Origin of the sequence: Citrobacter sp. MGH104, from assembly GCF_001034485.1 — a bacterium.
Taxonomy (GTDB): Bacteria; Pseudomonadota; Gammaproteobacteria; order Enterobacterales; family Enterobacteriaceae; genus Citrobacter; species Citrobacter freundii.
Window position 1 is genome coordinate 1,120,709 of record NZ_KQ089818.1, and the last position, 16,687, is coordinate 1,137,395.

Genomic DNA, 16,687 nt, shown 5'->3' on the forward strand with positions numbered 1-16,687 from the left:
CGATTACTTGCTTTTTTTAATGTGTTTAATCAAACGCTTACGTTTACGCATCTGAGTCGGAGTCAGCGTATTGCGTTTGTTTGCAAACGGGTTTTCCCCTTCTTTGAACTGAATACGGATCGGCGTCCCCATTACGTCCAGAGATTTGCGGAAATAGTTCATCAGATAACGCTTGTAGGAATCCGGCAGGTCTTTGACCTGGTTGCCGTGAATCACCACGATTGGCGGGTTATAACCGCCCGCGTGGGCGTATTTCAGCTTCACACGACGACCACGCACCAGTGGCGGCTGATGATCTTCTACTGCCATGGTCATGATGCGCGTCAGCATCGCGGTGCTCACGCGACGGGTGGAGCTGTCATACGCTTCACGGACCGATTCAAACAGATTACCCACACCGCTGCCGTGCAGCGCAGAGATAAAGTGTACGCGTGCAAAATCAATAAAGCCCAGACGGAAGTCCAGCGTCTCTTTGACCTGCTCTTTTACTTCCTGCGTCAGACCATCCCACTTGTTCACAACGATAACAAGTGAGCGCCCACTGTTGAGGATAAAGCCCAGCAGCGACAGGTCCTGATCGGAAATCCCTTCGCGCGCGTCAATCACCAGCATCACCACGTTGGCATCTTCAATCGCCTGCAGCGTTTTGATAACTGAGAATTTTTCTACCGCTTCGGTAATTTTGCCGCGCTTACGCACGCCCGCGGTATCGATAAGCACATATTCGCGCTCATCGCGCTGCATCGGAATATAAATACTGTCACGCGTGGTCCCCGGCATGTCGTAAACCACCACACGATCTTCGCCAAGAATACGGTTAGTAAGTGTGGACTTACCTACGTTCGGGCGACCCACGATCGCCAGTTTGATCGGCAAATCCTGCGGATTGAAATCATCTTCAGGCTCTTCTTCGCCATTTTCTTTGGCTTCCAGCTGCGCCCAGTATTCCGCGTCTTCGTCGACTTCTTCCTGCGGAGCAACGTCATCCATCCACGGCAGCAGAACATGCTCCAGCAGGCTGAGAACGCCACGACCATGGGACGCTGCGATCGGATAAATTTCACCCAGACCCAGAGAGTAGAAATCAACAACCGCCTGGTCAGGATCGAGTCCGTCAGTTTTGTTGGCTACCAGGAACGTCGGTTTCTGGCGCGAGCGCAGATGTTTCGCAATAGCTGCATCCGCTGGCATCAGGCCAGCACGCGCGTCCACCATGAACAGCACAACGTCCGCTTCTTCGATAGCCAACAGCGACTGTTCCGCCATACGGGTTTCAACACCGTCTTCGGTGCCATCAATACCGCCGGTATCAATACAGATAAACTCGCGGCCTTCAATTTCCGCACGACCGTACTTACGGTCACGAGTCAGACCCGGGAAATCCGCAACCAGCGCATCTCGGGTGCGAGTTAGACGGTTAAATAACGTGGATTTGCCAACGTTAGGGCGCCCGACAAGCGCGACCACAGGTACCATGTTTAAAGCCTCATTTAAAAAATCATCAGACAACGGGCACATTTTTGCTCCGTTGTTAAAAACAGTAAAACGGCCCCTGCACCAGGAGCCGTTTTTCAAAGCGAGCGGCCGCGACGATTAACGCGTAATAGAGTACAGCGTACCGTCTTTCGCCTGGATCAGCAGTTTACCATCAGCAGAGACCGGCTCGGTCAGGAAACCTGAGCTGTCAACTTTCTGCTGGGCAACAAAACGGCCATCGTCAACGTTAATCCAGTGCAGGTAGCCTTCGCTATCACCGACGACCAGATTGCCGTTATACAATACCGGGGACGTCAGCAGACGGTGCAGCAGATCGCTTTGCGTCCACAGCGTCACGCCGCCATCGGTGGTCAGTGCCAGCACGCGATCGTTCTGGTCAACCAGGTAGATACGGTTACCGTCGACGATGAAATCATTCACCGAGCCCAGTTCGCGTTTCCACATGATCTGACCACTGCGCAGATCCAACGCCGTCAGGTTACCATTATAAGCCAGCGCGTAAACAACGCCATTGACGATAACCGGCGTGGTATCAACGTCGCTCAGACGATCGATTTCCGTTGGGCCTGTCGCCTGAGAGATACGCTGCTGCCAAATCATCTGGCCCTGCTGCATCAGCACGGCGCTTACGCGACCGTTATCACCGCCAACAATAGCTGCGCCAAAGGCGGTTGCCGGAGCGGATTCACCACGCAGAGACAGAGAAGGCATGTCGAGGTTAACGGTCCATTTGATGGCACCGTCGGCTTCGTTTAAGGCCTGCAACTGACCGTTGCTGGTGTGGATCAATACCACGCCATCGCTCACAACAGGACGAGACAGCGCTTCACCAGCGACTTTCGTCTGCCATGCGGTAGTACCGTCACTGGTGTTCAGCGCATAAACCTGTGCTTTTTCACTGCCGATATAAACATGACCGCCGGACACGGTTACACCGCCAGAAAGCTGTGCAGATGCACGGGAGAACCAGCCATCTTTCTCACCCAGATTCACAGACCAAACTTCTTTGCCGTCGCCTGCGTTCAACGCTTTAACTACACCAGCGCGAGAGGCAGCATAGACAACGTTATCCGCCAGCGCAGGATGAAGATTGGAATAGAAATCACCAATACCGTTTCCTACAGAGGTGCTCCATTCCGTAGACGGAGTAAACTGGTTTTCAACCACCGGTAATGGGGACATCTTAACGACATCTTCTTCGCCACTAAACAGTGAACAGCCGCTCAATAGGGTAACGGAAAGCAGCCCTGGCAGAAGTAATTTACGCAATTGCATCGGGTCCCTCTCAGATGGACAAATTATTGATTTTCATCTGCATCATTTCGCTCAGAGCAGGAGAGGCATCGCTTTTCACACCCGCTTCCCATGCGCTACGCGCACCTTGTTTGTCGCCTTTACTCAGCAACGCTTCACCACGCAGATCGGCAACAATGGCCGCCCACCCTTCACCTTTAATGGTTTCGAGTGTTTTCAGCGCGGTATCAGCCTGTTTAAGCTGAACCTGAACACGAGCCAGACGCAGGTTTATCACTGCTTTGAGATTTTCATCGCTGGTCGCAGCCAAGCCTTGTTGCAGCTGGCTTGCGGCTTTCTCAAGTTCATTTTGGTCAACAAACTGCTGCGCCAGTTCCAGTGAAGCCAGCGCGCCATAGGTATTTTTATTCTCTGCAGCAAATTTCTCAGCGGCAGGAATGCTGTCCGGTTTACCCGCGCTAACCGCAGTCACCGTATTTTGATACGCCAGAGAAGCAGAGCGTGCGGACTCCGTCTGATGGCTGGTCCAGTAACGCCAACCAACCAGCGCGCCAACCCCTAAAATGATCCCAACAGCCAGCGCCTTGCCGTTTTCAGCAAAGAAGCGTTTTACCGCATCAACCTGGTCGTGTTCGTTCTCGTAAATTTCCACGCTGTCCTTCTCCTTAGCCCAGTAAAGTGCGCAAATGCGCGGCAACGCTATCCTGCGCTACTGCCGTTTGCTCACCAGAGCGCAAATCCTTCACTACAACAGTACCGTCAGCCACTTCGGACTCGCCCAGTACCAGTGCAACGCGGGCGCCCCACTTATCGGCACGGGCAAACTGTTTCTTAAAGTTGCCGCCACCGTGGTTTGTCATCAGTTTCACACCAGGAACTTCATCGCGCAGACGTTCTGCAAGCGTCATTGCTGCCGACTGCGTGTCCGCCCCTGAAGCGACCAGGTATATATCGACAACAGGATCTGCGTTAAATTCCGGATTAACTGCCTGAACTAACAAAACAAGTCGTTCCAGACCCATAGCAAAGCCCACGGCAGGCGTTGCACGACCGCCAAGTTGCTCTACCAGACCGTCGTAACGACCACCGGCACACACGGTACCCTGAGAGCCCAGGCTGCTGGTGACCCACTCAAATACGGTGCGGTTGTAGTAATCAAGACCACGAACCAGACGCTGATTGACGGTGTAGGCAATGCCTGCGGACTCCAGCAGTTTGCACAAACCCGCGAAGTGCTCGCGCGAGTCGTCGTCAAGATAGTCGCCCAGTGCAGGCGCGTCGTTGAGCAGCGCCTGTACTTCCGGGTTTTTGGAGTCGAGAACGCGCAGCGGGTTGGTGTACATACGGCGCTTGCAGTCTTCGTCCAGTTTCTCTTTGTGCAGTTCCAGGTAGGCAACCAGCGCATCACGGTAGTTAGCGCGGGCTTCAAGCGAACCGATCGAGTTCAGCTCCAGGCTGACATGCTGAGAAATACCCAGCGCGCGCCACCAGCGAGCGGTCAGCATAATCAGTTCTGCATCGATGTCCGGGCCTTGCAGGCCAAACACTTCGACACCCAGCTGATGGAATTGACGATAGCGTCCTTTCTGCGGACGTTCGTGGCGGAACATCGGCCCGATATACCACAGACGCTGTTCCTGATTGTACAGGAGACCATGTTCGATGCCGGCGCGTACGCAGCCCGCAGTCCCTTCAGGACGCAACGTCAGGCTGTCGCCATTACGGTCCTCAAAGGTATACATCTCTTTTTCAACCACGTCGGTGACTTCACCGATCGCGCGTTTGAATAACGGGGTCTGCTCTACAATCGGCAAGCGGATTTCACTGTAACCGTAGCTGCCGAGCACGTTTTTAAGAGTGCCTTCAATGCGCTGCCAGATGGCGGTTTCGCCAGGCAGATAATCGTTCATGCCGCGAATGGCTTGAATGTTTTTTGCCACGTTTATTCTCTTTATGAATATAAAAATGAACCCTCAGCGCTAACCCGAACAATGCGGGCGCCATGCGGGTTCAATCATACACGGGAAGCATGCCGCTTCCCATCACGTTGTTATTTTTCAAGCTGCTGCACGTCGATACGACGCGCTTCGTCCAGAATACTTGCTTTGGCACGAATGCGGGCTTCAAGCTGCGTAATCATGTCGTCGTTATCGAGTCTGTCCTTACGCACGCCGTCTTCATACAGGCCGCTTTTCTTGTTACCGCCCGTCACGCCCAGCGTAGAAACCAGCGCTTCACCAGGGCCGTTTACTACGCAGCCGATGATCGAAACGTCCATTGGCGTAATGATATCCTCCAGGCGTTGCTCCAGCGCGTTAACCGTACCGATAACGTCAAACTCCTGACGCGAACAGGTTGGGCAAGCGATGAAGTTGATCCCGCGCGCGCGAATGCGCAGCGATTTCAGGATATCGAAACCAACTTTGATCTCTTCCACCGGATCGGCCGCCAGAGAAACACGCAGCGTATCGCCGATCCCTTCAGATAACAGCAGGCCAAGGCCGATCGCGGACTTCACCGAACCACTACGCAGGCCACCAGCTTCGGTGATCCCCAGATGCAACGGTTGATCGATCTGTTTCGCCAGCAGGCGATAGGATTCTACGGCGAGGAAAACGTCAGACGCTTTAACACTAACTTTGAATTGATCGAAGTTCAGACGATCGAGGTGATCCACGTGGCGCATCGCGGATTCCAGCAGCGCCTGAGGCGTCGGTTCACCGTATTTTTCCTGCAGATCTTTTTCCAGCGATCCGGCGTTGACGCCGATACGGATAGGAATATTTTTATCACGAGCGCAATCCACCACCATGCGAATACGCTCTTCACTGCCGATATTACCTGGGTTAATACGCAGGCAATCAACGCCGTATTCCGCCACCTTCAGTGCGATACGATAGTCGAAGTGTATATCGGCAACCAGCGGGACGTTAACCTGCTGTTTGATAAGCCTGAACGCTTCTGCGGCATCCATTGTCGGTACAGAGACACGAACAATGTCTGCGCCTACGCGTTCCAGCGCTTTAATCTGATTAACCGTCGCTTCCACGTCCGTGGTACGCGTATTAGTCATAGACTGTACGGCGATGGGCGCACCATCGCCGATCGGCACGTTCCCAACGTAAATGCGTGTCGATTTTCTACGTTGAATTGGAGCCTGGTTATGCATTAAAAAATCTCCCGCATTGCCGTCTGTTACTGAGCCGGTGATTGTTCGGCATTAACGGTCAGACGCGCAACCTGGTTAGTTCTGATAAAACGACTCAGATCGACAGGTTTACCCTGGAACTGAATCTGCACTGCCGCCGGAGCACCAATCTTCAGTTTGTACGGTGCCTGACCGGTCAAATTCAGATTGCCATCTTTACGCTGCATCCCGCTGAACAGTTTTTTACCGGTCGCATCGGTGACTTCCAGCCAGCAATCGGCGGTAAAGTTCATCACCAGCGCGTTAGGATCGGCTGCAGGTGTAGTCACACCTGCCTGATCGGTCGGCAGCGGTGCCGCGGTAGCTGGCGCTGTGGTTGCAGTATCGACGTTAGCCTGAGAAGGGGCAACGACGGCGTTTTGTTGCGCATCAGCAGCCGGGGCCTGAGCCGCTGCGGTATCTTGTTGCGCTGGCGCTGAATCCGTTACCGCGCCATTTTCAACAGCCGACGTGGTATCCGGGCTTGCTGCAGCGTTGGTATCTAGCGGTACATTCTGCGCACCCTCTTTACCGGCATTCAACTCAGCGGAGGATTGATCGGCCATGGTGGTGATCTCTTCCTGCTGCGCTTTATGGTTCTGCCACCACCAGGCGCCAGTCAGTCCGACAACGACAAACAGTACCAGCCAGGTAAAGGTCATTAACCAGCCGTCGCGTTTCTTACGACGCTTACCGAGCGAGAAGCTCTGCATCGGTGCGACTTTGGCAGGACGAATCGGAGCCTGTTTTTCCAGCCCTGGCAACAGTTCTTCTTCAGGAATATGCACCAGACGCGCATAAGAACGGATATACCCGCGCAGGAATGTTGAAGCAAGATCGGCTGGCGCCTTATCTTCTTCAATATCGCGTACCGTGGAGACCTTCAGGCAAAGTCGCTCCGCGACTGCCTGCTGGCTGAATCCGAGTTGTTCACGGGCATTGCGCAGACGAATGCCGGTGGATAGTGTTTCATTTTTGTCGTGCGTGGCTTCAGTATTCATTCGCTACAGCTGCGTAATATTTGGGTTCTGATGCCGGCGAGCCACAATGCTCACCCACACCGCGAAACATCTGGTCAGTTAACCTTCGTCAGACAGTATAAAACGGTCAGACTATCAATGACAAAACGGCGTAAACCTGAGGGCTAAACACTTGTTACGCCGTTACATACTGCCTTAAAGTCGACAAAAACGCACCGTTATTATTGACCTGACGACGACAACAAAAAACCTCATATGGCTTACGTTGCACTACGGTACAAGAATTATACCGTAGTGCGCCAACATCAAACGGTCTTAATGTCGATAGCGTCGCCCTGCATACGCTTACGCAAAGTACGCTTGGTACGGTCGATAACGTCGCCCGCCAACTGACCACAGGCTGCATCGATGTCATCGCCACGTGTTTTACGCACAATGGTGGTGAAACCATAGCTCATCAACACTTTGGAGAAACGATCGATACGGCTGTTAGAACTACGGCCATACGGCGCGCCCGGGAACGGGTTCCACGGGATCAGGTTGATCTTACACGGCGTATCTTTCAGCAGTTCTGCCAGCTGATGCGCGTGTTCAGTGCCATCATTGATGTGATCTAACATCACATACTCAATGGTCACACGGCCTTGGTTAGCGTTGGATTTCTCCAGATAACGACGAACCGCGCCAAGGAATGTTTCGATATTGTACTTTTTGTTGATCGGTACAATTTCGTCACGAATTTCATCGTTCGGCGCATGCAGAGAAATCGCCAGCGCGACGTCAATCATATCACCCAGCTTATCCAGCGCAGGGACAACGCCCGAGGTGGAGAGCGTGACGCGACGCTTGGACAACCCAAAACCGAAGTCATCCAGCATGATTTCCATCGCCGGCACTACGTTGGTCAGGTTGAGCAGCGGCTCACCCATCCCCATCATCACCACGTTGGTGATAGGACGCACGCCCGTTGCTTTGACCGCGCCGACGATTTTCGCCGCGCGCCAGACCTGGCCAATGATCTCCGATACCCGCAGGTTACGGTTAAAGCCCTGTTGCGCCGTAGAGCAGAATTTACACTCTAATGCGCAACCGACCTGTGAAGAAACACACAGGGTCGCACGATCGTCTTCCGGGATATACACCGTTTCAACGCGCTGATCGCCAACAGCGATAGCCCATTTGATCGTACCGTCAGAAGAACGCTGCTCTTCCACCACTTCCGGGGCGCGAATTTCAGCCACTTCTTTCAGCTTGTTACGCAGCACCTTATTGATGTCAGTCATGTCATCAAAGTTGTCGCTGCAATAGTGGTACATCCACTTCATGACCTGATCGGCACGAAACGGTTTTTCGCCCATCTCTTTGAAGAATTCGCGCATTTGCTGACGGTTCAGATCCAGCAGGTTAATTTTTCCATTTTTATTTGGAACCGCAGGAATGACGACTTCAGAGGTGTTAACTAGTTCAGACATAATTTTTTCCGGCCTCGTTGTTACACGTTGTGGCCCGTGGAGGGTTAAAAAGAAACGCCCCGGCAAGCGATCTGCTCTTCCGGGGCGTTGCATTGTACAAAGTCTGGCGCAGGGATGCCACGTTTGCACGAAGCATTAGCGAAAATAATATGTAAATCGCTAATTCATCTCCAAAGGATTTCGCGTCGCAGGAAGGCGGCAAGTTCGAGCATCCCCGGGAGCATAGAAAACTATGTGACCGGGGTAAACGAATGCAGCCAACGCATCTGCGACGTGAAAGACGCAGGAGATTAGCGAGTGCGCGGGCAAACCTCACCTTCACCAAAGAAATAGGCGATTTCGCGCGCCGCTGACTCAACGGAGTCGGAACCGTGAGTACCGTTCTCGGTGAAGCTGTCAGCATAGTCTGCACGCAGAGTACCGGCCAGCGCATTCGCTGGGTTGGTTGCGCCCAGCAGATCGCGATGACGCTGTACGGCATTTTCGCTTTCCAGAACAGAAACAACGATCGGACCAGAGGTCATGAATTCAACCAGACCGTCAAAGAACGGTTTGCCATCGTGCTCAGCATAGAAACCACGCGCCTGCTCAACGGTCAGGTGCAGCATTTTAGTCCCGACGATTTTGAACCCTGCTGCTTCAAAGCGCGCAAAGATGCTCCCAATAACGTTTTTTGCCACCGCGTTTGGTTTGATGATGGAAAAAGTACGTTCAATAGCCATGATAACCTCTGTAATGTGTTCTGTTGTTGTCTATATAGATGTACGACCTGGCGCGGATTATAAAGAGCATCCCGGCAATTGACTATTGATGAAGGTAACATTTCTTTAAAATAAGATGAATTTTAGCAACAAACAGTCACTAACTGGTCTACTGCATCGAAAATCTCACCGTCGCTACCTGGCCTGCATCATCCATCACCAGCAGTTGATAATCCCCTTTAGTCGCCAGCCGTAACGTAAGACGACGTCCGCGTTCATCCAGCCTTTCACCGTTAAGAAACCACCAGCGTTCACCGCTCCCACCGCTGGTTTGCACCGGTAATGAGGCTTGAGCAGAACCGGGTAAACGCTTCACAATCGCGCCATCACGAATGCCTGTCAACTGCAACGGCTGCGAAGCGTCTTGTCCCAGCGGCGGACATGTGGCAGAAACTGGCGGTAATCTCGCCCCACGACGTTCTGATTCCGGTAGCCATGGCTCCAGCGGCAACGGCCAAACGATTAACGTTTGCTCGTGCGCCTGCGGGCAATCCGCCGCCACACGTTTGCCTTCATCATCCAGCCAGACAGGAAAACGAATGCCATTAACCCCTTCCTGCTCGGGCAATAATAACGTTGGCGGCTGACTGCCATCCAGTAACCAGGTTGCCAGACGGCGACGGCAGTTGCTGTCACCGGGGGCAAGAGATTGCCCGCCCGGCCAGCACACCACACCACGACTCACGGATTCAGGGCGTGGATCTTCCGGCTGATTTGTCCCGCGAGAGAGCAAAAGATTGTTGACCTGATTGAGCAACGGCACGGCACTGGCGAAACCAAACTGCCCCACAACTGGCGTACCGTCGGGCCTGCCGGTCCAGATACCGATCACATAACGCGCATTAACGCCAATCGCCCAGGCATCGCGATAGCCATAGCTGGTACCCGTTTTCCACGCCAGAGGGACCACTCTGCTCAGCGCGTTATCCGGCAGCGGTTGCGCTTCGTCAGCCATAATGCGGCGAATAATCCACGCCGCGCCCGCCGACATCAACGGACGTTCCAGTAGTGGGTCACCCGGCTGCAGACGCAGTTTTCCCGCTTTTCCCTGGCGGGCAAAGGCACTGTACGCTGCGGCCATATCTTCCAACCTTGCCCCCGCACCGCCCAAAATCAGCGACAGATTCGGCGTAGCCCCTGCGGGCAGATACAGCGGTAAGCCGACGTTACGTAACGATGCGGCAAAACGCTTCGGGCCATAGGCTTCGAGTACCTGCACGGCGGGTAAATTCAGCGAGCGCACCAGCGCTTCGCTCATGCTCACCGGGCCATGAAAACCACTGTCAAAATTCCCCGGTCGATAGTCCCCGGTTCGCCGCGGGACATCCTGCAATAACGAAGCGGGATGGATGAGTCCGTCATCCAGCGCCAGGCCATAAACAAACGGCTTCAGCACCGAGCCAGGCGAACGGATTGCATTCACCATATCCACATGACCAAAACGAGAGTCGTCATTCATATCTACCGACCCCACCCAGCCACGCACGCTCATATCGGTGTGATCGACCACGATCATCGCCAGCGAACTGCGCGCAGGTAAGCGCCCCTTCCAGTTTTGCGCCAGCTCTTCCAGTTGACGCTGCAATCCGGCATCAAGGGTAGTCACGATTTTATCGCTTCGGCTTTTTCCCAACATCATGCGCGAGAATAACGGTGCTAACTGCGGCATTTGCCGGGGCGCCAGCCAGACCGGTTCTTCACGCGACTCCTGCACCTGTCTGGCAGGCCAAATGCCCTGGGTCGCCATACGTTCGAGCACTTTATTACGCGCCGCTTCAGCACGGTCCGGCCAGCGATCCGGACGCAGACGGCTCGGTGCCTGTGGCAAAACAGCCAGCAGCGCGGCATCGGAGTAACTCAATTGCACGGGTGATTTACCAAGATAAGCCCAGCTGGCCGCCCCCACGCCCTGCAGCGTACCGCCAAACGGCGCGCGGTTGAGATACAGTGTCAGGATGTCGCGTTTGGAGAGATGCCATTCCAGCTGCAATGCGCGCCAGAGCTGGCGAAACTTGCCGCCAAAGGTTCGCGGATGGGGATCGAGTAATCGTGCGACCTGCATGGTGAGCGTACTGCCGCCAGAAACCACACGCCCAGAGGAGAGGTCTTGCCATGCCGCGCGCAGTACTGAAAACGGATTGACGCCGGGATGCTTCCAGAACCAGCGGTCTTCGTAGTTAATTAACGCCTCAAGGTAGCGGGGCGACACCTCATCAATCGTTACCGGATACCGCCAGATACCATCCGCATCGGCAAAGCGCCACAGCGGCGTACCATCATGCGCCACCACGACCCGCGCCGGATCGACTTCGTGCAGCGGCAGCGGCCAGATTTTATCTGCCGCCCAAACCGCCGCCACAAACAATAGTGCAACGGCTGCCAGCCAGAGCCAGCAGCCGCGTTTACCCAACCCGCGTATCATTTACGGTCTGACAATCAAAAGTCCCTCTGTCGCACCGGTCGCGCGCCACTGCGGAATATACATTGATTCCACCTGCGGGACAGGAACCCGGTAGGTCCCCGGCGTTACCGCCCGCGCCAGATACACCAGCGTAACCGGTTGTCCTTCGTTGACCGCCACCGCGGCGACAAAGCGATCGTCACGGAACTCAACGTGCTGGATATCTGCCTGCTGCATCTGATTGAGCAGATTCGCCACTTCGCTGCCGCTATCCTGCAGGCTGGCACTGCCGTTGGCCAGATTCTGGTTTTCCAGTTCCAGTCCTGCTGGCAGTAAATCGACCACCAGCGCATCCGGCACGTTCTGGCTGGCTTTTACCTCCAGCCAGACCAGCACCAGTTCGCCGCTACGCAGCGAATCCAGCGATTTGCTATTTCCGTCAATTCCCAGGATTTGCCGCTCAATATGCAGAACGTTGCTGGCAGGCGTCGGTGCGGTTTGTGGATAACCACTCACATCCAGACGCAACCACAGCGGTAAATTACCGGTATTGGTGACGCTCAGCGTAGACAGCGCATCGGCATCCAGATTGCGGGTTAGCGATTTATCCCCTGCTAATGGTTGTTCCGAGAGTGACGTTTGCGCCTGCCACGTACCAGGCAAATCCTGTAACGTACGCGCGGCAAGGAACAACGCATTATTTTCCTGAGTCGAGAGCCAGCGCTGTCCAAAGGCCTGTTCTGACAACGTGTTCAGCAGCGTATTCTGCACGTCAGGTTTGATCTTGTTCTCTTCGAGCAAGGCCAGCATCAACGCGTTATCCCGTAAGGCACTGCCGTAATCCGCCATCCACTGTTGCGTATCGCGGCGCGGTGTATTCAGGGCCAGCGTCAACGCCTGTTCACTGCGATTGGCATCGCCCATATTTTTCAGCGCGATCCCCAGTTGTAACAGCGGTAAACCAGAGGCTGCTTGCGCACGACGCTCCCAGATCTCACGCAATGCGCCGAGCGGAGCTTTTTGCTGATGTGCCAGAACCAACGCGGCGTAGGCTTGTACGGCAAACCGGCTTGCTGAAGAGTCGTCGGTATAGCGAATCGACATCATGCCCGGATCCTGCAAATAGCGCAGTAGCCGCTCGTTGCCCCGGTTAATCACCTCTACCGGGACACTGTAGCCCTGTTCATTTGCCCGGACGAGGAAATCCATGACATACGCGGTCAGCCAGTACTCTTCCGACCCGTTTTTATCCCACAGCGCAAAACCGCCGTTATCACGCTGCATCTGCACTAAACGGGAAATCCCAATATCAACTGCCGCGCGACGTTTTTCATCGCTGTCGCCCACAATACCTAACGCCTTCAATTGCGTTGCGTTGGTGTATAAGGATGGGAACAACCCGCTCGCCGTTTGCTCCAGACAACCGTAAGGGTACGCTTTCAGTTCGCGGATATAGCGCGCCAGGTTTAGCGGCGGCTTACCGCTGAACAGCAGTTGCCCTTGCATCGTCACAGGGGAGAAATTGGTCAGTTCTTCGCCCGGAAGCTGCCAGGTCGCGCCCGGCTGAAGTGCGACACCATTATTAACGGTTTGCGCCGGGAACGCCGGACGCACGCCAATCTTCCACTGTTTATGCTGAACAGGCAGCGTTTCACCCGGTAAAGTCAGACCGCTAATTTCTGCCTGAATTTCGCCATCGCCAAACCCTTCCCGCGCGCGCACCGGAATAAACAGCGTAGTCCTTACGCCTGGCGCCAGATTTACCGGTGCGGGATCTTGCCCCATCAGCTCCAGTAAACCATTGGCCGCGAGCTTAATATTCAGCGTTTGCGGTTTGTCAGTCAGGTTAGTCACGTCCAGCGTCAGGCGCGACGTATCTCCCCCCGCCAGAAAGCGCGGCATATTCAGCTCAGCAATTACTGGTGCGGCGACAATCACTTTGCTTTCGCTGCTGCCAAAGTCATCCGTCGTCCAGGCCTGCGCCATTACCCGCAGCTCGCCGTTGAAATCACCGATAGGTAACGTCACCGTACCTTCGCCCTGATCGTTAAGCGTGACCGGCAGCGCCTGTTGCGCCACAATATTGACGTGATTAACCGGTGGCTTACCGCCGCGTTTTAATTCATCGCCATCACCACCAAAGCGCAGCGCCGCCAGGCGTCCTTGCCCTTCGATCACCTGGCCGTAAATATCATAAATATCCGCGCCATAGCGTTTTTGCCCGAAAAACGCCTGCCACGGATCCGGCGTGGCGTAATCGGTAATGTTTAGCACCCCGCTATCAACGGCAGAGACCAGCACGTTAACCTGTTTTGGTACGTCGCCATTTTTGACGCTGGCTTTAATCTTGACGGTCAACGGCTGGTTTGGACGTATTTTCGCCGGGTTTTCCAGCGCCAGCGCCAGACGACGGTTTTCGTCACCTAACGGCAAATGCAGTAAACCGACCGCCCGTTTTGGCGTTGCCGAACGGGACTTGTCGCCAGGACGAACCACCAGCGCACTAAGATACAAATCGTGGCGATTCCAGGTTTTATCGATTGGGATGGAGATATCGAGACCATCCGCCGGTACGTCTATTTCTTGCCACCACAGCGGGCCTTCGCTGGATTCCACCATCGCATAACCTTTGCCAGCAGCGGGAGCGGCAACGTGCAGCTTCATGGTATCACCGGGACGATAGCTGGGTTTGTCCAGTTTCAGCGTCACGCGATCGGGACGCACAGCCCCACTGCCGTCGCTGTTATCCTGCCAGCTATAACCGGCCCAGAAGCGTACGCTGCTCACCGCATCATTCGGAGCTTTCACTTCCAGACGATAGGCGCCCCACTCAACCGGGAAGCTGACTTTACCGGTTTCATCGGCCTTAAGATCCAGAGTCTGCTCACCTTCAACCAGATCCTTTTGATCGAACTGTGATTGCCAGCCCTCGCCTTCAGACCAGTTCCAGTAATAATCTCGTCGCTCGCGGATCAAACGCACCTGCAAACCGGACACCGCTTTTTTCTCGCCTTGCGCATCGGCATACACAATGTCGAAAGCGGCGTTGCTGTTTTCATCAACGATAGGCTGATTCACGGTGGTATCGGTGCGGTAGTCATAGACGGCTTTCGCTGCAAACTGCGGACGAATGCCCGGCAGCTTATCCGCAGGCCAGATGGCTTGCTCAACCCGACGCGTCACCGGGCGGCCCCCCGACTCCAGCAGACTGGCTTGCAAAACCACCTGTAACGGGGAATGCGTCTCCTGCCACTGGCTGTTGGTGGTCACTTCGCCGCGTCCGTGGTCATCCAGCGTGAGCTGAACTTCATCGAGGCTGCGGGAAAGATTTTCTTCGGCAATATTACCAAACTGGAACCCCGGCAATGCCTGCACCGCTTCGCGCAGCGGGCGCAGGAAAAGCTGCCCTTGCAGAGCATTGCCGTTAGCGGGCGCGCCGTACAGGTAGTAGCCCACTACCGAAAACTTCACTTCATCAGTTGGTGCCACCGGGATCTTATTGGCGGAGAGATTGAGCGCCATTCGCTCCGGCATAAAGTCTTCGACGTGGAAATCCCACATCCGCGACTGGTTATCACCGGTATTAGCCCGAATATGCCACATGCCGGTTGGCGCGTTGGTGTCCAGCGGCCAGCTAAAGCGGTACAAGCCGTTTTCCGGTTGGCTAACTACCGAACGTAACACTTGTCCGTCGGGCTTCACGACCTCCAGCTTCACCGGCTGGTCGGGCAACGTTTTGCCATCGCTGTCACGCAGTAATCCGTTGAGGATCACCGTTTCGCCAGGACGATAGAGATCGCGTGGGCCAAACATAAAGAACTGCTTGCTGTATCCCGGCGCACCGGCAATATCAAATTCAGCCAGATCCAACGCCGGGAGCTTCAGATCCAGCAGCGTGGTTTGCCCGTCTTTGCGGGCCAGCAATAAAGCCGCGTCTTTATCAGTCTCCAGTTTGACATGACCCTGAGCGTCGCTGGTAGCCTGCGCCAACGTCTGTCCTTTTTCATTGAGTAACGTGACCTCAATCCCCTGCTGCGCGGCGCCGTTTTCCAGACTCTGCGTAAAGACATCCAGTTGATTATGGTAACGGTGTACAGACACACCAATATCGCTGAGCGTGAACAGCGTAGCGGCATTACTGTAGTTGTATTGTCCAGCCTGATTCATCACCGCGATGTAAACACCTGCTTGCTGCAACGGCTTGATATCGCTCAGCGGCAACAGCAGCTTCTCACGGGTGTTGCGCGCAGGATTGAGGTCAAAGCGTCCGGTATACACCAGTTCCGCCATTTTCAGCAGATTGTCAGATTCCCAGTTAGTCAACGAATTGCGGTATTCCCACTGGCTGACAAACGCACCGAGCGACTCAGGCTTCACGCGGAAGAAGTTCACATCTACGCTATTAACGTTAAGGGCCATCACCGGCAGCCCTTCAATCACTTTTCCCGGCAGCAGCGAGCCGCGACTGGCAAACCCTACGCTTGGCTGGACGTCGCGAGTAGTAATGTTTTTTTCATAATCAATAGCGAACGTCGCTTTATTCAGCGCCAGCAAATCACGCTCAATGGTAACGACCAGTTCCCGGTTAGGTTCCAGATGGCGTAAGCGTAGCTCTTTCAGATTTGGCGCCAGCTCCCAGGCACCATCCACTTTGCCGCTTTTTTTATCAACAACGTGCACGACGCGGGAAAAATCTTGATCCGGATCGAGGGGAATGGAGAAGGTCAACACGAGCGTTGCCGCACCGTCGAGCTGGACCTCTGAGGCATCCAGCAGCGTCAGCGACTTGCCCTGGCTTTGCTGCATCAGTTTTTGTAATTGAGCCTTATCTTTTGCTGGCGCTGTCTGTGGCGCAGGCGCATCAGGCTTCGCAGCCGTCGGTGATTTTTCGTTATTATTATCGCACCCGACCAGTGCCAGCATCAGCATGCAGGCCGCTACGCGTAAATGTTTCATTTTTCATCCCTGGCCGTAGTGGCCCGTTAGCTACGTAGAACAACTATTATGCGTCAGATTTCCGGCGGTGGAAGTCAGTAACTGAACAACGTTGTCTTAATTTTAGTGATTAATGTGGATTCACCTGACAAATCAGCCTGTTTTACTTGTCGCTTTACGGTAAACATCCGACAATTTGC

At 54.5% G+C, this 16,687-nt stretch carries 10 protein-coding genes; all 10 read right to left on the reverse strand.

Annotated elements, in window-relative coordinates:
- Nucleotides 1–3: 3 nt before the first annotated feature.
- On the reverse strand, nucleotides 4–1,476 hold the full coding sequence (gene der / locus SK34_RS05255) for a ribosome biogenesis GTPase Der (protein ID WP_003037733.1): 1,473 nt from the start codon (nucleotides 1,474–1,476) through the stop codon (nucleotides 4–6).
- Between the two features lie 117 nt (nucleotides 1,477–1,593).
- Nucleotides 1,594–2,772, reverse strand: coding sequence for an outer membrane protein assembly factor BamB (bamB, locus tag SK34_RS05260; protein WP_003037730.1), 1,179 nt, complete (start codon nucleotides 2,770–2,772; stop codon nucleotides 1,594–1,596).
- 10 nt (nucleotides 2,773–2,782) lie between these two features.
- Nucleotides 2,783–3,403 carry a YfgM family protein gene (locus SK34_RS05265; protein ID WP_003037727.1) on the reverse strand — a complete coding sequence of 207 codons (621 nt, stop codon included), beginning with the start codon at nucleotides 3,401–3,403 and terminating at the stop codon, nucleotides 2,783–2,785.
- Between the two features lie 13 nt (nucleotides 3,404–3,416).
- Nucleotides 3,417–4,691 carry a histidine--tRNA ligase gene (gene hisS, locus SK34_RS05270; protein WP_003835173.1) on the reverse strand — a complete coding sequence of 425 codons (1,275 nt, stop codon included), beginning with the start codon at nucleotides 4,689–4,691 and terminating at the stop codon, nucleotides 3,417–3,419.
- Nucleotides 4,692–4,801: 110 nt separating this feature from the next.
- Nucleotides 4,802–5,920 (reverse strand): flavodoxin-dependent (E)-4-hydroxy-3-methylbut-2-enyl-diphosphate synthase, encoded by a 1,119-nt coding sequence (ispG, locus tag SK34_RS05275; protein ID WP_003838451.1) that lies wholly within the window; start codon nucleotides 5,918–5,920, stop codon nucleotides 4,802–4,804.
- 26 nt (nucleotides 5,921–5,946) lie between these two features.
- Nucleotides 5,947–6,939 (reverse strand): cytoskeleton protein RodZ, encoded by a 993-nt coding sequence (gene rodZ, locus SK34_RS05280; protein ID WP_048232539.1) that lies wholly within the window; start codon nucleotides 6,937–6,939, stop codon nucleotides 5,947–5,949.
- A 284-nt stretch (nucleotides 6,940–7,223) separates the two neighbouring features.
- Nucleotides 7,224–8,390 carry a dual-specificity RNA methyltransferase RlmN gene (locus SK34_RS05285; RefSeq protein WP_003037713.1) on the reverse strand — a complete coding sequence of 389 codons (1,167 nt, stop codon included), beginning with the start codon at nucleotides 8,388–8,390 and terminating at the stop codon, nucleotides 7,224–7,226.
- A 290-nt stretch (nucleotides 8,391–8,680) separates the two neighbouring features.
- Complete coding sequence (gene ndk, locus SK34_RS05290) at nucleotides 8,681–9,112, reverse strand: nucleoside-diphosphate kinase (RefSeq protein WP_003037710.1); 432 nt, start codon at nucleotides 9,110–9,112, stop codon at nucleotides 8,681–8,683.
- Nucleotides 9,113–9,260: 148 nt separating this feature from the next.
- On the reverse strand, nucleotides 9,261–11,573 hold the full coding sequence (gene pbpC / locus SK34_RS05295; protein ID WP_003847105.1) for a peptidoglycan glycosyltransferase PbpC: 2,313 nt from the start codon (nucleotides 11,571–11,573) through the stop codon (nucleotides 9,261–9,263).
- Complete coding sequence (locus tag SK34_RS05300; RefSeq protein ID WP_048232541.1) at nucleotides 11,574–16,508, reverse strand: alpha-2-macroglobulin family protein; 4,935 nt, start codon at nucleotides 16,506–16,508, stop codon at nucleotides 11,574–11,576.
- Nucleotides 16,509–16,687: the final 179 nt, after the last annotated feature.